Genomic DNA, 24790 nt, shown 5'->3' with positions numbered 1-24790 from the left:
CAAGGTGACATCGTGAGGCCCGGTACGCTTAGAATGGCGTCTTTGAATAGCGCGGCCGGCCATCAGAAACCCAGCAAACCGGGTGGGCGTCCGGCATCTTCTTCGTCGCCTACTGCCGCCGCGCTTGCGCGCATGGAGTCCGCTTACCCGATGGTCAATACCCCACAACTCCTCGCTGCCGTCGACCTCGGCTCGAACAGCTTCCGTCTGATTGTCGGCCGGGTCGAGGAAACCGACGCGGGCAGCCAGATTTATCAGGTCGACGCACTGCGCGAACCGGTGCGCCTCGCAGCCGGCCTGTCGCGCGACAAGATGCTCGATCGCGCGTCGCAGGTACGCGGCTGGGACGCGTTGAAGCGTTTCGGCGAGCGTCTGCGCGATTTCCATCCCGATCACGTGCGTGCTGTTGCGACCAACACGTTGCGCATTGCAAAGAACGCGAGCGAATTTCTCGGCGAGGCGCAGGCCGCTCTCGGCTTCCCGATCGAAGTGATTGCAGGGCGCGAAGAAGCGCGTCTGATTTACGCGGGCGCTGCACACTCCGTGCCGGCCAGTCCGGGCAAACGTCTGGTGGTCGACATCGGCGGCGGGTCGACGGAATTCATCATCGGTTCGCACTACACGCCGATCAAGATGGAGAGCCTGTACATCGGCTGCGTGAGTCATAGCCGCGCGTTTTTTCCGGCTGGCAATGTCGACGAATACACGATGCGCCAGGCCGAACTCGCCGCTGGCCGTGAAATCCAGATCATCTCTTCCGAGTACAAGAAAACCGGCTGGGAGCAGGCCATCGGTTCGTCGGGCACGGCACGCGCGCTAGCCGAACTGGTCGAGGCGAACGGCTTCAACGATCCGGGCATCACGCACGGCATTTCGCGCGGCGGCCTCGAACGGCTCAAGCGCGCGCTGATCAAGGCGGAGAACGTCAACCGGCTGAAACTGGTGGCGCTGAAGGGCGACCGCATTCCGGTGCTGGCCGGCGGTCTGTCGATCATGATCGCGGTGTTCGACGAACTCGGCGTCGATTACGTCGACACCACCGACGGCGCATTGCGCCTCGGCGTGCTGTACGACCTGCTAGGCCGGTCGCAGCACGAAGATATGCGTACGGTGACGGTGGAAGGCTTCATGCGCCGCTATGGCGTCGATCGTGCGCAGGCGGGGCGGATCGGCGAGTTGTCGGTGAGCTTCTACGACCAGTTCGAGGAAGCCGACGAAGAGCGTCGCGTGGAAAACCGGATGTTTATCAACTGGGCGGCGTCGCTGCATGAAATCGGCTTGTCGATTTCGCACAGCGCGTATCACAAGCATTCGGCGTACATCACGAGTAATGCGGACATGCCGGGTTTTTCGCGCACCGATCAGGCGCGGCTCGCTGCCTTGGTGCTGGGTCACGCGGGCAAGCTCGGCAAGCTGTCGCAAACGCGCGAGGTAGAGTGGCCGCTGCTGTTCTGCCTGCGGCTGGCTGCGCTGTTGTGCCGTCGTCGTGCGGATGTCGGCTTGCCTGGCATCGCGGTCGCTCAGGTCAACGGCGGCTATGAAGTGCGCTTGCCGAACGAGTGGGTCGCCAATAATCCGCTGACCGATTACAGCCTGATTCAGGAAGCGGCGGAATGGGAGAAGGTCGGCATTCCGTATCGTGTGGTTTATACGGACTAGTCGAGCCTCACTGCGAGCGTCACCGACGCAACGCGCAGAGCGCATGAATGGAAAAGCCCGGTTTTACCGGGCTTTTTTTACGTGTATCGCAATCACACGCTGCGCGATTTAACGCGGTGTCATTCGCCGAGAAAGTGACGGGCGTAACGCGCGTTGATATCGGAAAGCCGCAGCAGGGTCAGGAAGTCGGCGGTATTGAAGTCAGGATCCCACGCCGGTGCGCCACAGATCTTCGCGCCGAGACGCAGATAACCCTTCACGAGCGGCGGCGGTGCGACTTCGGCGCCCGTCTGCAATTCGTCGACCGGCAGCGGCGTGTGCGGGAATGCGCGATATTCCGGCGCCGTCAGCGCGGTGTCGCGCAACGCGCAATACAGATTCGCCGCATAGTGGCCGCCGTCGACCATCGCGACGCTCGCGCAGCCGAGCATCGTCTCGTAGCCGTTGTGCTTCATGTACGCGGCGAGCCCGGCCCACAGCGACATGATCACCGAGCCGCTGCGATAGTCGGGATGCACGCACGAGCGGCCCACTTCGACCATCTTCGCGCGCAGGTGCGTGAGACGCGACACGTCGAACTCGCTTTCCGCATACAGACGCCCGATGCGCGCGGCCTGATGCGGCGGCAATGCGCGATACGTGCCGACTACCTTCAGCGTGTCGAGATCGCGCACCAGCAGGTGATCGCAATAAGCATCGAATGCATCGACGTCGAGACCTGCGGGGCCGGTCAGACGCGCGCCCATTTCATCGGCGAATACGCGGTAGCGCAGACGCTGTGCTTCGCGCAATTCTTCGTCGGTGCGCGCCCACGTTACTTGCAGGCGATGCTGCGCGGTGACCGTCTCCTCGGCGCGCGGCAGACTGCGCGTTTCGAAGATCGAAGCGAGGGGCAGGGTGGGCGTCGGCAGTTCTCGCATTGGGAGGTCCTGTTCGAAAAAAGTAAGGTTTCTTTTTTCGCCAATGTAGTAACGCCTGGTGACGTTCGCATGGCAAAGCCATGACGATTGAATGACTGCCTGTAAGCCGCGTGCGCGCGGCTTGTAATGTCGGGAGCGGGTCGCGCGAGTGTTGTTTTCGCGCGACCGGGAGGGGCGGAAGAGGGGTGATTGACCGGCGCTCTGGTGTGCCTGGGCGGCGCACGGCGCTTTAATCTGCGGCGTTCAATCCGGCACGCATTGCGTTTGCGTTAGATCAGATCGGGGCTCATTGCAGCCCGCAATACGGCCTGCTCGCCGCCGTCGCGCTCGCGGCTTGCAATCCACCACACGCCGGCTTTTTTCAGCGGCCAGCTTGCCGGACTGTTGCCGAGCAGTCGCGCGGCCACATGACCGAGCGTCGGTTGATGGCCCACGATCACCACGGTCTGCGCGATCCCGTTCGGCCAGCCTGCTGCGGTGAGCACGTCGTCGGCGCTTGCGTTGGGCGCGAGTTCGCGCACCACGCGATACTGGTCGCTCAAGGTTTCGGCGGTCTGGATGGTGCGCACGGCAGGGCTCGCGAGAACCACGGCATCGGCGGGCAAACGGGTACGTAGCCACTTGGCGACGTTCTGCGCCTGCTTGCGGCCACGCGTGGTGAGCGCGCGGGCGAGATCGCTGGCGGCGTAGTCTTCGGCTTCGGCGTGACGCCAGAGAATCAGATCCATGCGTGTCTCCTTGACTCTGTTTGTGGCGCGTCGCTGGATGTCATCGCTGATGTCACCTGTGCGCCGGTTTTGAAGGACTGTCGCATGCGGGCCTGCGAGGCCGCAAGGTCGATGCACCACGGCGACGTCGATAAAACGCGTGAACGTCGAGCGTAACGGGCGTGTGCGGGGTGTGGTAAGCGGACGCTCGACCCCGTACAAACGACGCACAAAAAGCAAAAACCCGCGAAGCCGGAGGCTACGCGGGTTTCGTGTTGCTTTTCGTGGTCGGAGCGAAAGGATTCGAACCTTCGACCCTCTGATCCCAAATCAGATGCGCTACCAGGCTGCGCTACGCTCCGACGAAGGCAGGATAATAGAGGCATGCCGTGCCAGAGTCAATCCCGAATTGCGTCGGATGTGAAAAGAGTTCGTAGTCGCGGCTTTTCGCTGTGTTTATATGCGGCCCATCAGCAACAGAATGATCACGATGATCAGCACGACGCCGAGCAGTCCGGTCGGCCGGTAGCCCCAGCCGCTGCTATACGGCCAGCTCGGGAGTGCGCCGATCAGCAGCAGGATGAGCACAATAAGCAGGATGGTTCCGATGGTCATTCGAGTTCTCCCTGTCTGGCCCTCGGGAAGGCTGGGCCGCATCGCCGGTTGGTTCGGCGCGTGAGCGCCGGGACAATTGACGCACTTTCAAAAGCGCGCCTCGCAGATCGATAGTCAGCAAGGCATGTGCCTAAAAGGGCGGCAACGGCTATAGAAGGAGCGTTGGACGTCGCGAAAAAACGTAAGCGTCTGGCAGGAAGAATTGGCGAAGGTGCTGCGACGAGGCAGTGCGTGCGCTGGCGCGTATCACGCTGAATGAAACCGCTCATGAATGGAGCGGCGGAGCAGTTGAACAACAGGGAACAGGAGCACATTGCGCGATAGCCAGATCGGCGTATCGATCGATGCGCCAATCTGACAAACCGGTTCCCACAATCCGCATTCGCCACGCGGTCAACCATCACCGGGGAAAAGCAGACAAAAACTTCGATCCGCTCAATGCCGTGGCCGCTTCCAGTGAGGCATATGAACGTGCTGATGAGTCAGCCAGTGATGCAGCATTCCTTCGCCATCGTGTTCGCGCCGGTAGGTTCTCGATTCGAAAATCGACAGCGCTAGCAGCACGGCCAGACCTATTGCGAGCCCGATCAGACCCGCGATCGTTTCAGCGTCCATGGCAGTCTCCTATGACATGTGGCTGTGACTTCATAGTAGGTCACGCGTAACGAAATGGGAGGGATGCTGCGGGAGTCGCGGCGTCGCGTGAAAGGCTTTGCAGGTAGACTCTCGGCGCCCGGCTTTCCACCTGGTTGCCGTTATCTGTTTCTGTCTGGAGAGACGACTGTCTATGTTTCGCGTTCCGATGATTGCGCTTTTATTGACCGCCGCGTTTGCCACTTCCGCCGGCCTCGCCGGTTGCGCGGACGACCCGTCAATCCACCACGGCCACCCGCCGCAAGATCCCGCCGATTATCACGGCGTCCCGACCGACACCCGTCCGCCTGTCATGATGCCGACCTCGCCTTGAGATCCTGGCGGCCGCTCGCTTTGCATTCGTCGTACGTTGAAAAGGAAAGGCGAAGCGCCGACGCGGGCACGCCGGCACTTCTGACCCGCGCAGACTGTTCGCGCGGAGAGCGCGGGCTGAAGTCATTCTAGGGCGAGCTTTACGACGGATATGTATGCGCTTGTTTCAAGCCGTAACGGGGTCCCGCTATGCGAAATGCATGCGGATGCGTTGGCGGCTTTCTACCGGACGGCGGCGCGTAATGACGCCATTACGCGAGACTGCGAGTCGGCATCTGCGTTCATGCGTGTGCTTCTGAACCTGCCAGGCCGCGCACGACGCCTGGCAGATACCGCACCAGCGTGACGCCGCGGACGGCCATGAAAACCATCATCGCGGCCCACAGGCCGTGATTGCCGTACAGCGCAAGCAGCGCCCACGACACGGCCACGAATACCACTAGCGACACCATCATCGATTTCATTAATTCGGCCGTGCGGGTCGCGCCGATGAACACGCCATCGAGCAGAAATCCCCACACCGAGATCACAGGCGACAGCGCGGCCCACGGCAGATACGTGTCGGCAACGTCGCGCACGGCGCTCTGATCGGTCAGGCGGGCGACGATCCACGAGCCCGCGCCCCAATACACGAGCGAGAAACCCAGCGCGCCGATCGCGGACCACAGCGCCGTGACCTTCACCGCCTGCATGAACGCGTGCCGGTCGCGCGCGCCGATCGCCGCGCCGACGAGCGCCTCGGCGGCGTGCGCGAAACCGTCGAGTCCATAAGCCATGAAGGTTTGAAAATTGAGCAGCAGCGCGTTGGCGGCGAGTGTCGCGTCGCCTTGCCGCGCGCCGAGATGCGCAAACCATCCGAATGACGACAGCACGCACAAGGTACGGATAAAAATGTCGCGATTCAGCACGATAAGTCGCTTCAGCGCCGCGCCGTCGAAGAGGGCGGCGCGGTTCACCGGCGGCAGCCCGCGCGGCCGGCCGTGCCACAGCAGCGCGGCGCCGAGCACGAAACCGAGCGCGTCGGCGGTGGCGGTGGCCGCGCCGATTCCGGCCACGCCCCAATCGAATCCATACACAAAGAGCAGCACGGCCACGATGTTCACGCTATTGATGAACACCTGCGACAGCAGCGCAAGCCGTACCCGCTGCGTGCCGAGCATCCACCCGAGTACGACGTAATTGCCGAGCGCGAGCGGCGCGGCCCAGATGCGCGCGTGGCAGTAGATTCGCGCGTGACGCTGCACCGCGTCGCTGCCGCCGATCAGGCGCAACGCGTAGTCGATCAGCGGCATTTGCAGCGCGAGTACTGCCGCGCCGATCGCGGCGGCGATCAGCAGCGCGCGCAGCACGGTGTTGCGCAATTCCGCGTGATTAGCCGCGCCGTGCGCCTGCGCGACGAGCCCAGTGGTGCCCATGCGCAGGAAGCCGAAGCCCCAGAACACGAAGTTGAAAAACAGTCCGCCGAGCGCGACGCCGCCGAGATAGGACGCGCTGTCCAGATGGCCGGCGACGGCGGTATCGACCGCACCGAGAATCGGCTGGGTCAGATTGGCGAGGACGATCGGGAACGCCAGTCCCAGCACGCGGCGATGCCAGTGCACCGGCACGGCGGGCGGCAGAGTCGAGGCATCGGGGTCGATTGCGGCGGGGGTGCCCGCGGAGTTCGCGGAATCCGCCGCGCGCGCGGCGTCGCTCAACTGCGTTCCTGCACGCACACCCACGGCGACACGACCACGGCCCACAGGTCGGGATCGCGCGCGGCGAAATCGGCGGCGGTTTCCGCCTGGACCCGTTCGACGAGACCCGACGACAGCCATTGCGTGACCTGGGTCGTGTCGTCGCTGGCGATGGCCTCGGCGACGCTCACGAGGTCGAGGTCGCGCGCCACGCGCAGCAAGATGCCGCGCGCGAAAAAGCGTTCGAGTTCGGTCCAGCCGATTTTCGCGGTTTCCCCGAGCAGCTTCGCGTAGAGCGGGCTGTGGGCGGCGTCGTTGGGGGTGTCGTTCGGGGTGTTGGTGGAAGTCATCGTAAGCGGGGTCTGACGGGGCCGTAACTATAAACCATCGGCGCGAGCCGCCAGGCGGACGCGCGTTCCGGTACGCTTAGGGTCTTTCTAAATCGATTCTGAACGTACATGTCACTGGATTCAACGACGCAGGCGCCGGGCGCGCAAAGCTACGCGGTGAGCGACGCCACCCTGACGCGCGACGACGTCGAGCGCCTGATCGAGGCGAATAATGCGCGACGTGAAGCCGGTCACAAAGAGCCGCTTCATTTTACCGACTGCGATTTCGAAGGCGTGGATCTCTCCCGGCTCGATCTGCGTGGCGCCGAGTTTCATCGCTGCTCGATTGTCGAAACTTCATTTTTTAGCGCAGCGTTGTCGCAGACCCGCTGGGTTCGTTGCCGCGGCCGCCAGGCCGACTTCGCATCCGCCGATCTGGTCGACGCCGCGTTTCAGTCGAGTGATCTGAACAACACCAGCTGGCGGCGCGCGAAGCTTGCGTCTGCGTCGTTTCGCGGTTGCAAGCTGACCGGCGCGAACTTCGAGGCCTGCACGGCGCTCGGTTTGAGCTTTGTCGAAACCTTGCTGGTCGGCGCGCATCTGCGTGGCCTGTCGTTTCGCAAGGCCACTTTGCAGCAGCTCGATTTTTCCGACGCCGATGTGGCCGGCGTCGATTTCCGCGAAGCGATCTTCGAGGGCGGCAGTTTGAGGAATGCGCATCTGAAGGGCGCGCGCTTCGACGGCGCGGACTTGCGCGACACCGATCTGAGCGGCGTGCGGCTGGTCGATGCCGCGCTCTTCAAGGGCGCGACGATTTCGCATCAGCAGGCGGCGGTGCTGATCACCGAACTCGGATTGCGGGTCATGTGAGCGCGGTTTAATCCGGCCGGCTTTCGCGAGCCGGCTGGATTTAACACTCGTTGCTCGCGCTTATCATTTGTTTGATGAAACCGGAATGTTCAATTGAATTGCGACTTCGCAATTTGTCGGTTGATTTGACGGGATTTAATATTTCGCTATTCGCGAATTTTATTTTCGAGATGTAGACTATTATGGTTGATCGCCCATAACAACTAATATGTCGGTTTGGTGCGTTGGCGCACCAAGATTATGCGGCGGATAAATCGCCAGACTCGTGTCGTTTAGGTGCTAGGCGAGTTAGCTAAAATCGGCCAAAGGCCTTTCCTCAGGCAATTCTGACCCGCCTCGCGTAGACGGTGGAACAGTGCGGCCCGGCGGGCAATCCACGAATTCTGATTTGCTCTATTCGCTGTTTTAAAACTCCAAACGCGCGCCGAATATCGCCGGTTTATTTCCGACATTTACGATTCACGGAATGCGGATACTGTTCGTCGTGTCACATTGTTAGAGCAATTAATAGATTGCGCTTGTAAATGCGGGTTGTTAGATTTCGTTCTGGCGCATGGTGAACCGGTCCTTTGCCGATATGCGCCGAACCCCCGTTAGCCCGGCCTCGTGCCGGGCTTTTTTTTCGTCTGGATTGGCGCGCCGGTCATTGCGGATTCGCATGCGCCGGGATCACGGAAGCGATTTTTCGTCGCAGACGGAATACCTGATTACAACTCGCGCGCAACCCTTGGGCCGTGGACTACTGTTTGCAGCGAACCACCATCGAGCGGTTCTTCACATTCGCGCCGAAAATTCCGCCGACCGTGCCACCGGACGTCGCGCCGTTGTCGACATCTTTCGAAACGACGTCGTAGCCGTAATTGCCGCAGACTTCGCCCGCGCGCTTATAGCACTCGGCCCAGCTGGAACTCGCGTCGCTACCGCTGCAATTGATGGCGAAGCCGGTGTCGCCGCTCGGCAGGTAGGTCATGGTGGTCGTGCTGGCGCAGCCGCCGAGGCTTCCGAGCGTCAGGAGGCCGAAACCGATCGCGACTGCCGTCGAAACGGACGCAAAAGCGCTCTTCATTGCAAATTCCTTACAGATAACGGAGAAGGACGTGGCGTGCAGCCACGTCGTGTCGATTGGGCGTTTTATAGCACGCCGGGTTCCCCGGACTGCGCTTGCAGGGCGCGTGCCCGGGGTGTCGCGGGTGCTCTTCCGCCGCTAGCGCGGCGGCAGCGACCGCGACGGGTCGATCGATCGACCCTGGTAACGCAGTTCGAAGTGCAGCATTGTGCGGTCGGTGTCCGTGTCGCCCATTTCGGCGATTTTCTCACCGCGTTTGACCGCTTCGCCTTCCTTCACCATCAGCGCGCGATTGTGCGCGTAGGCGGTCAGATACTCGCCGTTGTGCTTGAGGATCAGCAGATTGCCGTAACCGCGCAAACCGTTGCCCGCATAGACGACCGTGCCCGGCGCGGCCGCGACCACCGGCGTGCCGGGAGCGGCCGTGATGTCGATGCCCTTCGAATTGCCGCCGTCGAAGCGGCGGATCACGGTGCCGTCGACCGGCCAGATCAGCGAAATCGTCGATGCCGGCGCTGCCGAAGGTGCGCTTTCGGCCGGTGCCGGACGTGGTGCGGCGGAAGAAGCGCTGGCATTGCCGCCACCGCTGCTGCGCACTGCGCCGCTCGTCGACGGTACGCCCGCAGGCGGCACGACGCGCAGCACCTGGCCGACTTCGATACTGTCCGGATTGGTCAGATTGTTCCAACGGACGATGCTTTGCACCGACTGCCGGTTACTCCGCGCGATCTGCGTCAGCGTATCGCCCCGTTCGACCCGATAGAAGCCTGGCGCCACCGGCGCCGAGCCGCACGCGGCGACCAGAGCCAGCAACGACGCGCAGGCGAGTCGTTTGATCATTGTTGTTGTTCCCAGCATTGGACCTCGAAAAGCCCTGCCGCGCGCCGATCCCGATCACGTGGCAGATGGATACAAAGCGTCCGATTCTAACGGTTTTGCATTGCAGCACAGAAAAAGGGGGCGTCGAACCCCGAGCGCGCCCCTTGCTGCCTCTCTTTTATCGGGCCGCCGCCGGTGTCTTTTCGACGGTGATCCGCAGCGTCGCGGCTTCCGTCTGGCCCGGTTCGAGCCAGCGCAAGCCCTGGCCGTTGTGGATCGCGTCGGGCAGTCCGAGCCACGGCTCGACGCAGTAAAAATCCGACTCCGGCTTTTCGGTCCACGTCGTCACGGAGTACCAGGGCACTGAGCCCGGCCGTTTCAGGTCGATCGTGATAATCCGGTCGATGCCCGGCGCCACGATCCGCACCGGTTGGTCCGGCGTGCCTTGGAGGCAGTGGAAGCGGTCATGGATTCGCGCTTCGTCGAGCGTGTAGCTGGACTCGCCCGGCTCCCGCGCGCTGATCGAGCCGTCCTGCTGCTGATAGCACCGCTCGGTTGGCGGCAGTTCCAGCTTCGTCTCCGCGCGCTGCGTATGCGGCAGCGTGAAATAGAAATGATGACCCGCGTAGTAGGGCAGACGCGTGTCGCCCGTATTGGTCGTCGTGAGTGTGACGTCCAGCGTACGTGCATCGATCAGCGTGTACGCGGCTTCGAAACGGAAACCGAACGGATAGCCGGTGCGAGTCGCCTCGCTGTCCGTCAGGACCATGCGCAGGCCGGCGCCATGCACGTCGGCGTGCGGCTCGAACGGCAGGTCGCGGGCGAAGCCGTGCATTGGCAACTCGCGCACCGTGCCCTCGGCGTCACGCCAATAGCCGATCTTGCCGTCCACACGATGTCGCCCGAGGAAGGGAAAAAGCAGCGGATTACCACCGCGAATTTTCGCCGGGTCGCTCCAGTCTGCGTGCTCGGGCCAGTGGATTACCTCTTCACCGTCGATCGTCCACGACAGCAGACGGCCGCCGGCTTGCGGCGAAAAGCGGAGCACGGAGGCGTCCTGGGCAATCTCGAGAATGTCCTGCTGCGGGGTAAGAGGCATGGTCGATGAGCTGATGAGTGAAGTTGATGATGGGATCAGGGCACGAATCAAACACAGGATCAAAGCACGTCCGACGCCGGTTCGACCCTGTGTCGAGGAGGTTCGTATTGCGTCGCGACGTCCTGTGAGAGAAGGATTTTGCGCTGCTTTGCGCTACGGGGAAACCCTTCCCGGGAAATTGCGGGTGTCGCACAAGCGCCATCCTTGCCGATAATCGCCTGACTGCCCGGTAACTCCGACTTCCGGGCAAGCTAGGATCAGGAGGCGTTATGGATCTCGCAATGGCAATGGGTGTGGCGTTGTTCGGCATGTTCGCAGCAAGCACGGTGTATTTCTTCCATAAGCTCGACCGCTGATTCCGCGTTGTCCGACGGTCCGTCATCGTGGACCTGAACGAGCCGTGTACGAAATCAGTTCAAGGTTAATGTAAGCCCCCGGCTTCCGCGCATTGAATCCTTCCGGATCTCAGGCCTCCATCGCGGCGGCTCGTTTTCTTGCTGCGGCGTAACAACAGTTTCCAGTTGTCACGCAGGGTGACGCAGCGCACCAATATTTCCTCCGAATGTGGTCCAAACGCTTGGCGCTAACATTGCAGCCAGGCATAATCGGTGCGCTTTTTCGTGCGCCGGTCATTCTCTTCGCGGCGCGCTGTTCCCCGACATTTTCCTTACAAGGACGCCGCGTGAACCTGTCGTTTCTGATCTTTCTGAGCGTGCTGCAAGGCGTCACCGAATTGTTTCCGGTGAGCAGCCTCGGCCATACGCTGCTCGTGCCTGCGCTGTTCGGCATGCATATCGACAAACACGCACCGCAGTTGCTGCCGTTTCTGGTCGCGTTGCACCTCGGCACTGCGTTCGCGCTGCTTTGGTATTTCCGCGCGCGATGGTGTGCGCTGGTGCGCGGGTTCTTCGCGTCTTTCGGCGGACGTCGCAATGACGATGCGCACATGATGTGGGCGTTGATCATCGGCACGATTCCGGCGGGGCTGGTCGGGCTGCTGCTGGAAAAACGCCTCGAGCGGATTTTTCACGATTTGCGGATCGTCGCGATTGCGTTGATCGTCAACGGCGTGTTGCTGTGGGTCGGCGATCGCCTGCAACGTTCGCGCGCGCATCAGGCGCCAGAAAAACTCACGTTCCGCCAGGCGTTTTTTGTCGGTCTCGCGCAGATCGGCGCACTGATTCCGGGTTTCTCGCGCAGCGGTCTGACGATGATCGCCGGCAATGCGGCCGGTCTCACGACGGAGAAGGCCGCCGAGTTTTCGTTCCTGCTCGGCACGCCGATCATTTTCGCCGCGGGCGTGCTCGAATTGCCGAAGCTGTTCCACGCTCCGGGTCAACTCGCGGACGCGCTGCTGGGCGGCGTGCTGACCGCCATCGCGGCCTATCTGAGCGTGCGTTTCCTGATGCGCTATTTCGAAGGCCGTGGACGCCTCGCTTCGTTCGGCGTGTACTGCGTGATCGCGGGGATCGTGTTCCTCGGCTGGTTCATGCTGCATCCGCAGCCGGTTTGATCGCGCCGGGTCGCTCTTCATGGCCGCTGTCGCCCGAGGCGTGGTGGCGCAGGGGGAGCGATCGGTTATAATCCGGGCCCGGCTCAAGCTGCCGGGCCAGTCTGTTTCCGGGTGGAGCGCTGCTAGTCCGGCGCAGGGTTTCCGGTCCTCGGTTCGGTCAGTTAGAATTTCAGATGGACGGGCTTGGGCTTTCCGCGAGCACGGGCTGTGAATTAATCGACACGCGGGTTCTCATTGCAGGTGATGCACGTTGTTGCTGGGTGCATCGCCTCAATTCAATACGGCAGTAGCTCAGCTGGATAGAGCATCGGCCTTCTAAGCCGAGGGTGGGGGGTTCGAGTCCCTCCTGCCGTACCAAAAAAATCAAATATCAACGTTCGATGCAGCGCGGGCCCTTTATGAGGGGATTAACGCGGTCCACCATGTCGTTATAGTGCTCGACACGGGCCGTGGCATCGTCGTAGCTCATACCGTATTCGCTCGTCAACGATTCGCGCAAGCTCGGTACTTCCGGCCGTGACGGCGCAGCGACTGAGACGGAGCCGTCGGAACGGAATTGGCCGGCGACTAACACCACGCTCTCGCCCGGAATCATCGACTGCAATGTCTCTATGACTTCAAGAGCCGAGCCGCTTCGTGATAGCCGCTGGTGCCAATGGAAGTTCGTCCCGAGAAACGAGCGGACGCGTTGCACAAGCACGGTATCCCGAGCCCACACTTCGGCGTAGCCACGTTGCGTGAATTTGTTGCCTTCCTCGACGGCCTTTTTTTGTTCGGCGATTGGCCGATTGCGTTCACCTTCGTAGGCTCCTTGCTGTACATCAGCCAACGCAGGGAACCGTCTGTCTTCAGCTCAATACCGCCTATGGCTGAGCTTTGTATTTCTTATGACGGTGTCAACCTGGCAGATCGCCGGATGCAGCTGTTTATGGGACACGCAAGCAATCTGCTTTTCCTTGAAAGGCGGTGGAGTGCTTGCGCCATGCGATGACGACTCCTCCTCCGCGCGATCAACGAGAGTTCTTTACGCAGTCGTGATTCGGGTGTGATTCAGACAGTGGGCGTAGATCTTGTACATAAAAACAAGGTATCCGAGCCCAAGTGTGAGGACGCTGATGATCGCCCAGATGATGATGTTGCCAATAATGCTGGCGAGATCGATCGTGCATTCGAGCCGGCCGATTCTCGCGCCGCTCGCGTCCATCACCAGTGTTCTGCTGATGATGAAGCGAGCCATGTAGTACGGAAATACGAACAGCGCCAAACCGAAGGTCACGATGGAGAGGAGAATCCAGATTACCGCGTGTCCGATGATGTCACCGACTGACAGGTCCGACTTCAGGACGCTTGTGTGCATGCCTAACCTCGCAGATAAAAGTTTTTGTAGTTGTAAAACAGGCTGCGAGCGTACACGAAGAAGGGCGGGACTCTGAAGTGGGCTGGTTTTTCCAGTCAGTGAAATAGCGGTGAAGTTCTCGGCCCCAATCGGGCCGATGTAATGGTCAATTCACCGGAAGACAGGGCAGGCGTGGCGGCGATACGTTCGAAATGACCCAACGTGTTCGCGCTTGTCGCTTTGTTGCGAAACGTGTCAGTGTCGCCGACGGTTCGAACACTCACGCCGCTCACCACGCGCCGCATCCACGCGCAGCGAAGCGTCACGCGAACACTTCGCTACACGCGTGCCTGGTCATACTCAGCTTTCGCCCTGCACATCAATCGAATCGACCCGATCCGGATAAAACGCGAGATGCTGTGCGATCTCCTTCACCGGCGCATAAGGCGACTCGTAAGTCCACACTGCATTCACCGTGCGCTCGCCTCCGAGCGGCACGCTGTAGTACGCGCAATCGCCCTTGTAGGGGCAATAGGTCGTGTGATCGGTGCGTTCCAGCAGCGTCATCTCCACATCGTTTCGCGGGAGGTAATACACCGGCGGATACGACGCCTCGCGCAGCACCAACGCATTGCGCGTATCGGCGATCACCTTGCCGGCAACCGTCACGACCACGCGGGCCTTGGCCGGCTCGACGGTGATGGGGTGATCGGGGCCCGGAACCTTGATGGTTTTTCCAGTCATGCTGTCGAACTCCTGAATGAGTGAGCGAAGCTTCTGCACGTTACGGAGGATGCATTGTGACGAACGTCGTACCGGCATCGACGGGACAGATCGCGCCTTGGGTCGAAGCATACGCCGGTCAGGAAAACGCGTTGTGTCACAGGCGGACTGGCGGTAAAAACCGGCGATGAACTGGAAAAGAAAACCACGCGAGTGCCAGCAGTCGAAAAAAAAAACGGGCAGCCGAAGCTGCCCGTTGAAAATCACGCGATGTGGCGCGCCAATGCTCACTGCTGTTGCCAATAACCGCCGTGGCTAATCAAACCACTACGCGCTCATTGTTTGATCGTCAACGCCGCCGTCAGATCGCCCAGCGGCTTGCTGCCGTTGGTCACCAGTGCCGCGTCACGTGCCGCGATACCCGGCAGCGTCGGCAGCGAGAAGCGGCGCGTGATGAAGCGCAGGATCGACGTCGTGTCGTATTGCGTGTGATCGACGAAACCCTTCTTCGCGTACGGCGAGATGATCAGCGCCGGAATCCGCGTGCCCGGACCCCAACGGTCGGCCTTCGGCGGCGCGACGTGATCCCAGAAACCGCCGTTTTCGTCATACGTCACGACCACGAGCATGTTCTTCCACTGCGGGCTCTTCTGCAGATGCGAGATCAGATCGGCAATGTGCTGATCGCCTTGTGCGACGTCGGTGTAACCCGCGTGTTCGTTCAGGTTGCCCTGCGGCTTGTAGAACGACACTTGCGGCAGCGTGCCGGCATCGATCGCCTTGATGAACTCGGACCCGGCGAGGCCGCCGTCCAGCAGATGCTGCGTGCGGTTCGCAGTGCCCGGTGCGAGGTCGGCGAAGTAGTTGAACGGCTGGTGATGCGGCTGGAAGTTCGGCGCCGTCAGGTTCGCGCCGTACACCACGTTCGACGTGCCGGCCTGCACCGCCGACACCGCTGCGCCCCACGCACCGCCGTACCACGCCCACGACACCTTCGCGTCGTTCAGCAGGTCGCCGATATGCTTTTGTGTCTGCGGCGGCAGGGTGGTGGCGGCCGTCGGGTCGGCGAGATTCGCGTCGCCGCCGCTCGCCGCCTTGTTGCCGCTCGGCTGATACGGCGGCTGCATCGTGTTGATCGCGTAGAAGTCAGGCGTCAGGTTGCCCGACAACGCGAACTTCGGAATGCCCGTCAACGCCGAAGCCGGCGAGTTCGACGCGAGCTTCAGCGTCACGCCGTCGCTTTCCACCGACGAAATCGACGCTGCCGCCGGGCTCTTGTCCGCATTCGGATAAATCGGCGTGCATGCGCAGACCAGCCACTGGTGATTCAGGAATGATCCGCCGAATGCGCCCATGAAGAAGTTGTCGGCGAGCGTGTATTGCTGCGCGATCTTCCACAGCGGCAGCTTGTCGGCGTCGAGCGAATAGTGGCCCATCACGAGGCCGCCCGAATCCGCCCACGCGGCGAACTTGTCGTTCTTGCCGCCGTTGATCTGCATCTGGTTCTCGTAGAAACGGTGATACAGATCGCGCGTCGTGGCGGTGATCGGCGTGTTGAAACCGTTCGGATCGTCAATGGCGAACGGGCTGTTCGGCAGATTCGCGGTCATGGCCTGGGTCACAACCGGCGTTACGCCGGTTTGCGTGAGACCGTTCCACACCTGCGGCAGCGTCGCGAGCGTCGAGCCGTCGCGATCCACCTGGGTCGAGTTGGCGGCGCTCACGTTCTGCAGACCGTTCGCGCCGGGGAAGTTGCCGTACAGATTGTCGAAGCTACGGTTTTCCGCGTATATCACGACGACGTTCTTGATCGCCGTGATGTCAGGATCGCCGATCTCACTGCCACCGCATGCATACAGACTCAACGCTGCTGCGATCGCGATGGGCGTCGCGCAGATCAGTTTCTTGTTCATTTGATGTGGATTCTCTCTCTCGCGTTGGGGACAGGTGGGTGCATTCCTTACACGAATGACCGCGAGCGAAAGTTTGGAGAATATATTTGACAGAAAGATGTAAATAATTACGAACGTCTTGGAGTTCGTATATTGCGTAGGCTAAATGTCATTTAGCCGACATGTAGATGAAATACGCTCGCTGACTTCATTGGCGCGAACACACATCACCCTATGCGGATCGGTCTGGCGGAAATTCGGGAAATTCTGGCTCGGCGTTCGGCGCGACAGCGCGTCGAGCCTGCGAACGTCAAGCGGAGCGCGCTGCTCGTGCTGACGGTCACCGCGTTGGCGGCCACGCTCGCCGCCTGCGATGCAGGCAAGCCGGAAGCGAGCGCGAATGCAGCGCAGCCCGATGCGCCGCTGACGGTTTCGGCGGTGAAGGTGGCCGCTCAAGGCGCGGGTCAATCTCGCGCGCAGGTGTATGAGTCCGTGCGGCAGATGACGGCGCTCGGCAAACAGCTATTTTTCGATCCGTCGCTCTCGGGTTCGGGCAGGCTCGCCTGTGCTTCGTGTCACAGCCCGGACCATGCTTTTTCGCCTGCCAATGGGTTGTCGGCGCAACTGGGCGGCACGGATATGCACCGTACCGGCATGCGCGCCGCGCCGACGCTGAAGTATCTGCAATCGGTGCCGGCGTTTGCCGAGCACTATCACGAGTCGGACGACGAAGGCGACGAAAGCGTCGACGCGGGCCCGACCGGTGGCCTGACGTGGGATGGCCGCGTCGACCGTGGCAGCGATCAGGCGCGCATTCCGTTGCTGTCGTCGCTCGAAATGGGCAGCACGCCGGCCAGGGTGGTCGCGGCGGTCAAGGCTGCGCCTTACGCTGATGCGTTCCGCGCGACCTTCGGCGAACACGTTTTCGATAATGAGGACGCCACCTTCAAGGCGGTTCTGCAATCGCTCGAAACGTTCGAGCAGACGCCCGAAGTTTTCTACCCATACACCAGCAAGTACGACGCATTCCTCGCGGGCAAGGCGCAACTGACGAAGGCCGAGCTTCACGGCCTGCAACTCTTCAACGACGAGCAGAAAGGTAATTGCGCGAGTTGCCACATCAGCCAGCGCACCAAGGATGGCGCACCGCCGCAGTTCAGCGATTTCGGTCTGATCGCGATCGGCGTGCCGCGCAATCGCGCGTTGCCGGTGAATCGAGATCCGCATTTCTACGATCTCGGCGCTTGTGGTCCTGAGCGGACCGACCTCGGCAAACGCGACGAGTTTTGTGGCATCTTCCGCACGCCGACGCTGCGCAACATCGCGTTGAAGAAGAGCTTCTTCCACAACGGCATTTATCATTCGCTCGATCAGGTGGTGCGCTTTTATGCCGGGCGCGATACGAACCCCGAGAAGTTCTATCCGGTCGTGAAGGGTAAGGTGCAGAAGTTCGACGATCTGCCGCAGCGTTACTGGGCAAATCTGAATACCGAGCCGCCGTTCGATCGCAAGCCGGGTGACAAACCTGCGCTCGATGAAGCGGAAATCAAGGACGTGGTGGCGTTTCTAGATACGCTCACGGATGGCTACAAAGCGCCGGATGGAGCGGTTCACGCATCGGCTGAAGCGGCAATTCCTGCTGTCGCCGTGCATTGACATGCAGTCACAAATGGATTGAATCGGGGAAGAGTTAACGACGAAGCCGTCCGTTTTTCGGGCGGCTTTTTTGTTACTGGGGCGCGCCGTCGAGAAGGTAATAGCAGGCGAGAACCAGCATCGCAAAAGACACCAGCAGACAGGCCGTGCCGATCCGCGTCAGCAGATTAGGCCAGCGCGCGAGCCGGATGGCGTCCATGCGGACTACGCGCCGCGCGAGACCGGGATCGTGGCGGATAGCAACCGGCACGAGCGTGATGCAGACCAGTGCGACCACAACTGTGAGAATTTGCAGAAGAAGGACGGTGTTCATAACGGCTTGCCTAAGATCGGGATGACGCTGAAGCGCAACAGAATTCCATCTTAAGAAAGTAGTTTGCGAGTTGATATGAGACGCATCCTAAAAAGTCTTGGACTCGTTCTAAACTCTCGCTGGGGCCCTAGTGCCAGTCTGATGTCGAAGTTGGGAACAGATTGACCCCGCGCAAGCCGCGCCAAACGGGTCTTTCAAACGCGCGTGCTATGCTTTTGAGGTCCAGATCAAGCGCTGCGGCCGGGCGCTCGTGACCGCCCGGAACACTCTCAAGGAGAACACTTCATGTCGATGCGAACCCGTGTGCTGTTTCACCTGACTGCCGGCAGCCTGTTGATCGCCGGTGCAATCGGCGGCGCGCAAGCGGCGAATCTCGGTTTTCTGAACGACACGCCAATCAGCTACATGAGGCCGCGCGATAACGATTCGGTCAAGCAGGCCGTCATCCATGCGTTGAACGAGCAGAAAGACGGCGAGAGCAGCACGTGGGTCAACGAAGGCACCGGCAACAGCGTCAAGATCGACGCGACGATCAACATCACCAGCACCGCCCACGACGGCGCGCGCACCTGCCGCGATCTGGCGGTCGTGCTGAGCGCGAAAGGGCAATCGATGAACCTGCGTCCGCAATTCTGCAAGGAAGGTAGCGGCGCTTGGCAATTGCAGAAGCGGCATTGAGCATGCAGGCTGGAATGGCCGCACGCGTCGGCCGGTCGTCGGCGCGGCTCCGCCTTGCGGGCGACTCACGCGTGGGAGTGCATGGCGAGGGGCGTGAATGAGCGCGCGTGTGGTGTCTTGCGGAATCGTCCTGCTCGACCCGGACGGCCGGTTGCTGCTCGCGCACGCCACGGAAACGTCGCATTGGGACATCCCGAAGGGTCATGGCGAAGAGGGCGAAGCGCCGCACGTCACGGCACTGCGCGAGATGGTCGAAGAAACGGGCATCGCCATCGACCCGGCGCGTCTGAAGGATCTCGGGCTGTTTGTCTACCGGCGAGACAAGGACCTGCATCTGTTCGCGGCACGGGCCAGCGCCGACGAACTCGACCTCTCTATCTGTACCTGCACGTCGATGTTTCCGCGTCGCTCGGACGGCACGATGATTCCCGAAATGGACGCGTATCGCTGGGCTGCGCTGGACGAGATTCCGAAGTATGCGAGCCGCAGCCTCACGCGCCTTTTCGAGACCACGCTGTCGCTGACGGAATTGCACCGTTCGCTTTAACGGCGTTGCGCCGCAAGCTCAGTCGAGCGCGCGGTCGTTCGGATGTGCAAACAGCGCGCGATTCTGTTCCGACAGCGGAAAATTCAGATTGATAGCGTGCGGCGGAATCGGCTGTGTGAACCACTGTTTGTACAGGCGCTCGGCATCCCCGGAGGTCTGCGCGCGTGCGATCACCCCGTTCACCAGTTCGCGGAACGGCTCGTCGCCCTTGCGGAACATGCACGCGTACACCTCGTAGCCGAGCGGCGTGCCCGTCACGATGAAATCCGCAGAACGTGGGTCGGTCGCCTTGAGGCCGTAGACGATCGGCTCGTCCATCACGAACGCCACCGCCCGGTCGTCCTTGAACGCGTTGAAGGCTTCCATGTGATCGCGCGCGCTGGTAATGCGCATGTTCAGATGCTTGTCGGTATTCAGGCGGCGCAACAAACGTTCGTCGGACGTGCCTGCGGTCGTCACGACCGCCTTGCCTGCCAGTTCCGGGAAATCCGTAATGCCCGCGTTCTTGCGCGTGATCATGCGCACCGCATACTGGAAGAAGCTGTTCGAGAACGCGGCGACGTTTTCGCGCTCAGCCGTATGCGTAGTCGACCCGCATTCGAGGTCGATCTGGTTGTTCAGCAGCATCGGCGTGCGGTTCGACGAGGTCACGGTCACTTCGTGAACCTTCAGTTGCGGCAGGCCGAGCGTCTTCTTGATTTCGTCGACGATTTGCAGCGCGATGGTCTGCGAGTAGCCGACGGTGCTCTTGCCGTCGAAATACGAGAAGGGGATCGATGCCTCGCGTACGCCCAGAGTGACGGCGCCGTCGTCGTGGATTTTTTTAAGCGTGCCGGTGAGTTCGTCCGCGCGGGCAGGGCTGGCGAGCGACGTGCCGACGGCGGCCAGCGCCAGGAGCATGCAACGGCTGCGATAGGCGAAGCCGGAGGCAGGGGCGGGGGCGCAGGGGGCGATGGCGGCAGGCGCACGGCCTTCGCGACATGGGCCGCGAGTCGTATCTCGGGTACTCCCCCAGCGGCGGGCTGCAAATTTCATCGGGCCTCCCGGACTAGCGCGCGGCGTGGCCGCGCTGTCACTGTCGATAGAGCATCATGTAAGGAAACGGCGTACATCTCAAGAGCGAGATGCACGCCGTATTTCGCTTCAGACGCGTGACGGGCTATAACCGCACCAGCTTACGCCGGCTTGCCCCAACTGTCGCGCAAGCTGACGATGCGATTGAACACGGGCTTGCCCGGCTTCGAATCGACGCGGTCGGCGACAAAATAGCCATGGCGCTCGAACTGGAAACGCTGTTCCGGCAGCGCGTCGCGCGCGCCTTGCTCCAGATATGCGTTGACCACGCGCTTCGAGTCGGGATTCAACGCGTCGAGGAATTCGCGGCCACCGGCGTCCGGTTGCGCTTCCTTGAACAGACGGTCGTAGATGCGCACTTCGGCCGGGCACGCGGCTGCCGTGCTGACCCAGTGGATATTGCCCTTGACCTTGTAGTTGTTCGCGCCTTCGGTGCCCGATTTGCTGTCCGGGAAATAGTTGCAGTGAACCGCGACGATGTTGCCGTTTTCGTCCTTGTCCGCGCCGATGCATTCGATCACGTAGCCGTAACGCAAACGCACCTTGTTGCCCGGGAACAGACGGAAATAGCCCTTCGGCGGCGTTTCGTTATAGTCCTCGCGCTCAATCCACAGTTCGCGCGAAATCGGAAACTCGCGCACGCCCTGTTCCGGATGATGCGGATGAACCGGCGCGCTGCACGGCTCGCTCACGCCTTCCGGGAAGTTGTCGATGATCAGCTTGACCGGGTCGAGCACGGCGACGGTGCGCGGCGCCTTGGCATCGAGATCGTCGCGCAGCGCGCCTTCGAACACGCTCATGTCGATCCACGAATCGACCTTGGTGACGCCGATGCGCTCGCAGAACAACCGGATCGACTCGGGCGTGAAGCCGCGACGGCGCACGCCGACGATGGTCGGCATGCGTGGGTCGTCCCAGCCGTCCACGTGGCCTTCGTTCACCAGTTGCAGCAGCTTGCGCTTGCTGGTGATCGCGTAGGTCAGGTTCAGGCGCGAAAACTCGATTTGTTGCGGCAGCGGGCGCGTGAAAATGCCCGCTTCGGCCAGCTCGTTCAGAATCCAGTCGTACAGCGGACGGTGGTCTTCGAATTCGAGCGTGCACAGCGAGTGCGTGATGTTTTCCAGCGCGTCCGAAATGCAGTGCGTGTAGTCGTACATCGGGTACACGCACCAGGTGTCGCCGGTACGGTAGTGATGCGCGAAGCGGATCCGGTAGATGACGGGATCGCGCATGTTGAAGTTCGGCGACGACATGTCGATCTTCGCGCGCAGCACGTGCTCGCCTTCCTTGAACTCGCCGGCCTTCATGCGGCGGAACAGGTCGAGGTTCTCTTCCACCGAACGCTCGCGGAAGCGCGACGGCGTGCCGACTTCGGTGGCCGAGCCACGGTTGGCGCGCATTTCTTCGGCCGACTGGCTGTCTACATATGCCTTGCCGCGCTGGATCAGCAGTTCGGCGAATTCATACAGCTTGTCGTAGTAATCGCTCGCGTAGTAGAGCTGTTCCTTGCCTTCTTTTTCCCACTCGAAACCGAGCCAGCGCACCGAGTCGATGATCGAGTCGACGTATTCGACGCTTTCCTTTTCCGGATTCGTGTCGTCGAAACGCAAATGGCAGACGCCGCCGTAGCTGCGCGCCACGCCGAAGTTCAGGCAGATGCTTTTGGCATGGCCAATGTGCAGATAGCCGTTCGGCTCGGGCGGAAAGCGCGTTTCGACGCGCTGGCCCCACTTGCCGGTGCGGTTGTCGTCGTCAATGATGTTACGGATGAAATTGGATGCCGCTGGCGCGTCGTTGCGTTCGGTATTCATGCGAGGTGGTGAAAGTCTGTCGGGGCCGCGCAATACGTCCCACTTATCCGACAATTCTACCTGACGAGTTCGTGGGCGGCAGGCGAGTGCGGCGTGCAGCCAACGTTTGAGCGGTTTTCGGCGCGGTTTGGGGTTTGGCTTACGGCTGATTGAGCGCTGTAACAGGAGGTAAAACGTTTTGTTCGCGCTTGCCCGCGCGATTTAGGATGCCTGCGGCACGGGTTCGCCCGCGGGATGTCGCGGCTGCGTCGGGTGCGGGATTTGCCCCGTTTCAGGCTGTCGGATTTGCGGAGTTTCCTGGACCCAGACGGCCTTGTGTCAGGCCGTCGCAATCTGAACGGCCCTCATTGCTCGCGGATTGCGCCGCGCCAAGGTTCCGCGGCGGCGGCCCGTGACCTTGAACGTGACCGGATCGCAAGGGCCTTATCCGACGACGTTGCGTCTCTACCGCGAGCTTTAACGCGAACGTCCGGATTTCCTGCGCGCGATCGCTCCGTTTTCGTGGTGCGCTTTCACGCGTTTCCTGGCGAGACCGCCATCCGTCGGCACGTTCTCCAGCGGCCCGCAGGCTGGCCGCCCGCTCTTTTTCGGGGCAGTGCAGCTTGTGCTTCGACGCGCAGCGCGCGCATCCGTCGCAGCCGTCCACGCAGCGCAGGCCGTATCGCCCTTACCGCCCATTGCTGCCTTGCACGAACCGCCGCTGCTCGTGCACCATGGCGCCCTTAGTTGCCGGAGTTTCTCGGATGTCTTTACCGACCCACGGCGCGCGTCGCGCGTCTTTCGCTTCTCTTTCTCTCGCCCGCATCGCGATGGCTTCGGCGCTGTTCGTCGCGTTCACCGGCAGCGTTGTCGCGCCGGGTACGGCGCTAGCGAAAACGGCGCCGCCGAAGCCCGTGTTCGACGCATCGGCGGTGGCCGCGCCGGATCGCTACAGCGCCGACACCGCGCAGCAGATCTTCGCCGCCGGCGGCAACGCGGTGGATGCCGCCGTCGCCATCGCCTTCACGCTCGCCGTGACGCGGCCGGACGCGGGGAATATCGGCGGGGGCGGGTTCATGACCTTGTTCATGGACGGCAAACCGTACTTTCTCGATTACCGCGAGCGGGCGCCGCAACAGGCGACCCGCGACATGTACGTCGACGACAAGGGCAACCTGCTGCCGGGCATGAGCGTGGTCGGCGCCCGCGCGGTAGGCGTGCCGGGGACGGTTGACGGAATGTGGCAGGCGCAGCAGCGCTTTGGCAAGCTGAAGTGGAAGCAGGTGCTGGCGCCCGCGATCCATTACGCCACCGACGGCTTTCCGGTCGAGCCATGGCTGCAGCAGCGGCGCGACGCGGCGGCGAAGAATTTCACGGGTAAAACCAATTTCGACGCGTATTTCTCGAATCTCAAGACCGGTGCAACTTTCCGTCAGCCGGAACTCGCGCAGACGCTGTCGCGGATTGCCGGCGACGGTGGCCGTGAGTTCTACGAAGGCCGTACCGCCGACCTGATCGCGCAGCAGATGTACGGCCACGGCCTCGTCACGAAGCAGGACCTGATTCAGTACAAGGCAGTGTGGCGCCAACCGCTTTCCGCCGACTGGAACGGCTATCGGGTGATCACCGCGCCGCCGCCGAGTTCGGGCGGCGTCGGACTGATCCAGATGCTGAAGATGCGGGCAGATCTGAAGCAGGCATTCGACGGCCTCGAATTGAACTCCGCGCCGTACATTCACCTGATCGCCCAGATCGAGGACCGCGTGTTTGCCGACCGGCAGCAATACCTCGGCGATCCCGATTCGTACAAAATTCCCGTCGACAAGCTCACCGACGACGCCTATCTCGCGCCACGCGCCGACGAAGTGAAGCCCGACGAAGTGCCGGGCGCCGCGCCGGTCAAGCCGGGTCTCGGCGATGCGCTGCCGGAAAAGACCCAAACCACGCATTTCTCCGTGGTCGACAAGTGGGGCAATGCCGTCTCGAACACTTACACGCTGAACGGCGATTTCGGTTCGGGCGTGGTGGTCGATAGCGCGGGGTTCCTGCTGAACGACGCGATGGACGATTTCGTCACAAAACCGGGCAGCGACAAAACGGCCGGCGCGAGCAGCGATGATCTCAATACGGTCGCGGCGGGACGCCGCCCACTGTCGTCGATGACGCCGACGCTCATGCTGAAGGACAACAAGGTGGCGCTAGTGATCGGCACGCCGGGCGGCTCGCGTATCCTGACGTCGATTTTTCAGGTGATGACCAATCTGTACGACTTCAACATGGCGCCCGCCGATGCGGTTGCGGCGATGCGTTTTCATCATCAACTGCTGCCGCAGAAGACGATTTACTTCGAGCCGTATCGTCCGGTTCCGACCGAGCTGGGCGATCAGTTGAAGGCGCTGGGCTACACGGTCGAAGCGCAGTCGTTCAATGGCGATGTGCAGATGATCCGCATCGACGGAACGACGCCGGAGCCGGTCGCAGATCCGCGTGGCGTCGGCGTGGCGCGCGTGATCCGATAACGCACGCGCTGTGGTGGATGTCG

Annotated in this window: 24 protein-coding genes and 2 tRNA genes; 9 read left to right on the top strand and 17 right to left on the bottom strand. The window is 61.7% G+C overall.

Going from position 1 to position 24790, the window contains the following annotated elements; genetic code table 11:
• Positions 1 to 33: 33 nt before the first annotated feature.
• The gene (gene ppx / locus BLS41_RS12315) at positions 34 to 1659 is read left to right on the top strand and encodes an exopolyphosphatase (RefSeq protein ID WP_074764829.1); all 1626 of its coding nucleotides are present in this window, start codon (positions 34 to 36) and stop codon (positions 1657 to 1659) included.
• Positions 1660 to 1778: 119 nt separating this feature from the next.
• On the opposite strand, the gene BLS41_RS12310 is transcribed toward ppx, so the two are convergent.
• The 5 genes from BLS41_RS12310 to BLS41_RS12290 all read right to left on the bottom strand — a co-directional run bounded on the left by BLS41_RS12310 (position 1779) and on the right by BLS41_RS12290 (position 4516).
• Positions 1779 to 2579 carry a GNAT family N-acetyltransferase gene (locus BLS41_RS12310; RefSeq protein ID WP_074764827.1) on the bottom strand — a complete coding sequence of 267 codons (801 nt, stop codon included), beginning with the start codon at positions 2577 to 2579 and terminating at the stop codon, positions 1779 to 1781.
• 269 nt (positions 2580 to 2848) lie between these two features.
• Positions 2849 to 3307 (bottom strand): phosphohistidine phosphatase SixA, encoded by a 459-nt coding sequence (gene sixA / locus BLS41_RS12305; RefSeq protein WP_074764825.1) that lies wholly within the window; start codon positions 3305 to 3307, stop codon positions 2849 to 2851.
• Between the two features lie 264 nt (positions 3308 to 3571).
• Positions 3572 to 3648 (bottom strand) — tRNA-Pro (locus BLS41_RS12300).
• A gap of 94 nt (positions 3649 to 3742) precedes the next feature.
• On the bottom strand, positions 3743 to 3901 hold the full coding sequence (locus tag BLS41_RS12295; protein WP_074764823.1) for a DUF3309 family protein: 159 nt from the start codon (positions 3899 to 3901) through the stop codon (positions 3743 to 3745).
• Between the two features lie 435 nt (positions 3902 to 4336).
• Positions 4337 to 4516: a hypothetical protein gene (locus BLS41_RS12290; protein WP_074764821.1), complete on the bottom strand. Its 180-nt coding sequence runs from the start codon at positions 4514 to 4516 to the stop codon at positions 4337 to 4339.
• A gap of 172 nt (positions 4517 to 4688) precedes the next feature.
• Between BLS41_RS12290 and BLS41_RS39600 the strand changes: the two genes are divergently transcribed.
• Positions 4689 to 4868 (top strand): hypothetical protein, encoded by a 180-nt coding sequence (locus BLS41_RS39600; protein WP_074764819.1) that lies wholly within the window; start codon positions 4689 to 4691, stop codon positions 4866 to 4868.
• A 280-nt stretch (positions 4869 to 5148) separates the two neighbouring features.
• On the opposite strand, the gene BLS41_RS12280 is transcribed toward BLS41_RS39600, so the two are convergent.
• On the bottom strand, positions 5149 to 6507 hold the full coding sequence (locus tag BLS41_RS12280) for an MATE family efflux transporter (protein ID WP_074766501.1): 1359 nt from the start codon (positions 6505 to 6507) through the stop codon (positions 5149 to 5151).
• 53 nt (positions 6508 to 6560) lie between these two features.
• A complete protein-coding gene (locus BLS41_RS12275) occupies positions 6561 to 6893 on the bottom strand; it encodes a DUF2288 domain-containing protein (RefSeq protein WP_074764817.1) in 333 nt (110 codons plus the stop codon).
• Between the two features lie 108 nt (positions 6894 to 7001).
• Here BLS41_RS12275 and BLS41_RS12270 point away from each other — a divergent pair, with 108 nt between their 5' ends.
• A complete protein-coding gene (locus tag BLS41_RS12270) occupies positions 7002 to 7742 on the top strand; it encodes a pentapeptide repeat-containing protein (RefSeq protein WP_074764815.1) in 741 nt (246 codons plus the stop codon).
• 739 nt (positions 7743 to 8481) lie between these two features.
• Here the strand turns inward: BLS41_RS12270 and BLS41_RS12265 are convergent.
• From BLS41_RS12265 to BLS41_RS12255, 3 genes are all read right to left on the bottom strand, one after another.
• A complete protein-coding gene (locus tag BLS41_RS12265; RefSeq protein ID WP_074764813.1) occupies positions 8482 to 8808 on the bottom strand; it encodes a hypothetical protein in 327 nt (108 codons plus the stop codon).
• A 138-nt stretch (positions 8809 to 8946) separates the two neighbouring features.
• A complete protein-coding gene (locus BLS41_RS12260; RefSeq protein ID WP_436971977.1) occupies positions 8947 to 9648 on the bottom strand; it encodes a peptidoglycan DD-metalloendopeptidase family protein in 702 nt (233 codons plus the stop codon).
• A gap of 157 nt (positions 9649 to 9805) precedes the next feature.
• A complete protein-coding gene (locus BLS41_RS12255) occupies positions 9806 to 10726 on the bottom strand; it encodes an aldose epimerase family protein (protein WP_074764809.1) in 921 nt (306 codons plus the stop codon).
• A gap of 682 nt (positions 10727 to 11408) precedes the next feature.
• Here BLS41_RS12255 and BLS41_RS12250 point away from each other — a divergent pair.
• Positions 11409 to 12239, top strand: a complete 831-nt coding sequence (locus tag BLS41_RS12250; RefSeq protein ID WP_074766499.1) for an undecaprenyl-diphosphate phosphatase — start codon at positions 11409 to 11411, stop codon at positions 12237 to 12239.
• A 280-nt stretch (positions 12240 to 12519) separates the two neighbouring features.
• Positions 12520 to 12596, top strand: a tRNA-Arg gene (locus BLS41_RS12245).
• 13 nt (positions 12597 to 12609) lie between these two features.
• Here BLS41_RS12245 and BLS41_RS38380 read toward each other — a convergent pair.
• The 4 genes from BLS41_RS38380 to BLS41_RS12220 all read right to left on the bottom strand — a co-directional run bounded on the left by BLS41_RS38380 (position 12610) and on the right by BLS41_RS12220 (position 16211).
• Positions 12610 to 13068, bottom strand: coding sequence for a hypothetical protein (locus tag BLS41_RS38380; RefSeq protein WP_143026256.1), 459 nt, complete (start codon positions 13066 to 13068; stop codon positions 12610 to 12612).
• Positions 13069 to 13263: 195 nt separating this feature from the next.
• Positions 13264 to 13596 (bottom strand): DUF6693 family protein, encoded by a 333-nt coding sequence (locus BLS41_RS12230; protein ID WP_074764802.1) that lies wholly within the window; start codon positions 13594 to 13596, stop codon positions 13264 to 13266.
• A gap of 339 nt (positions 13597 to 13935) precedes the next feature.
• The gene (locus tag BLS41_RS12225) at positions 13936 to 14319 is read right to left on the bottom strand and encodes a DUF427 domain-containing protein (RefSeq protein WP_074766497.1); all 384 of its coding nucleotides are present in this window, start codon (positions 14317 to 14319) and stop codon (positions 13936 to 13938) included.
• A gap of 314 nt (positions 14320 to 14633) precedes the next feature.
• On the bottom strand, positions 14634 to 16211 hold the full coding sequence (locus tag BLS41_RS12220; protein WP_074764800.1) for an acid phosphatase: 1578 nt from the start codon (positions 16209 to 16211) through the stop codon (positions 14634 to 14636).
• A gap of 213 nt (positions 16212 to 16424) precedes the next feature.
• Here BLS41_RS12220 and BLS41_RS12215 point away from each other — a divergent pair, with 213 nt between their 5' ends.
• Positions 16425 to 17846 carry a cytochrome-c peroxidase gene (locus BLS41_RS12215; protein ID WP_083379962.1) on the top strand — a complete coding sequence of 474 codons (1422 nt, stop codon included), beginning with the start codon at positions 16425 to 16427 and terminating at the stop codon, positions 17844 to 17846.
• 73 nt (positions 17847 to 17919) lie between these two features.
• Here BLS41_RS12215 and BLS41_RS12210 read toward each other — a convergent pair whose 3' ends face one another.
• Complete coding sequence (locus BLS41_RS12210; protein ID WP_074764798.1) at positions 17920 to 18159, bottom strand: hypothetical protein; 240 nt, start codon at positions 18157 to 18159, stop codon at positions 17920 to 17922.
• 285 nt (positions 18160 to 18444) lie between these two features.
• Here BLS41_RS12210 and BLS41_RS12205 point away from each other — a divergent pair, with 285 nt between their 5' ends.
• Together BLS41_RS12205 and BLS41_RS12200 are read left to right on the top strand one after the other, a co-directional pair.
• Positions 18445 to 18837: an RT0821/Lpp0805 family surface protein gene (locus BLS41_RS12205; protein ID WP_074764796.1), complete on the top strand. Its 393-nt coding sequence runs from the start codon at positions 18445 to 18447 to the stop codon at positions 18835 to 18837.
• Between the two features lie 97 nt (positions 18838 to 18934).
• On the top strand, positions 18935 to 19384 hold the full coding sequence (locus BLS41_RS12200) for an NUDIX hydrolase (RefSeq protein WP_074764794.1): 450 nt from the start codon (positions 18935 to 18937) through the stop codon (positions 19382 to 19384).
• 18 nt (positions 19385 to 19402) lie between these two features.
• Here BLS41_RS12200 and BLS41_RS12195 read toward each other — a convergent pair whose 3' ends face one another.
• Both BLS41_RS12195 and BLS41_RS12190 read right to left on the bottom strand, forming a co-directional pair.
• Positions 19403 to 20284 (bottom strand): transporter substrate-binding domain-containing protein, encoded by an 882-nt coding sequence (locus BLS41_RS12195; protein WP_074764792.1) that lies wholly within the window; start codon positions 20282 to 20284, stop codon positions 19403 to 19405.
• Between the two features lie 275 nt (positions 20285 to 20559).
• Positions 20560 to 22269 (bottom strand): glutamine--tRNA ligase/YqeY domain fusion protein, encoded by a 1710-nt coding sequence (locus BLS41_RS12190; RefSeq protein ID WP_074764790.1) that lies wholly within the window; start codon positions 22267 to 22269, stop codon positions 20560 to 20562.
• A 743-nt stretch (positions 22270 to 23012) separates the two neighbouring features.
• Here BLS41_RS12190 and ggt point away from each other — a divergent pair.
• On the top strand, positions 23013 to 24767 hold the full coding sequence (gene ggt / locus BLS41_RS12185; RefSeq protein WP_074764788.1) for a gamma-glutamyltransferase: 1755 nt from the start codon (positions 23013 to 23015) through the stop codon (positions 24765 to 24767).
• The last annotated feature ends 23 nt before the right edge of the window (positions 24768 to 24790 follow it).

Origin of the sequence: Paraburkholderia fungorum, from assembly GCF_900099835.1 — a bacterium.
Taxonomy (GTDB): Bacteria; Pseudomonadota; Gammaproteobacteria; order Burkholderiales; family Burkholderiaceae; genus Paraburkholderia; species Paraburkholderia fungorum_A.
This window is presented reverse-complemented; position numbering and strand designations above follow the sequence as displayed.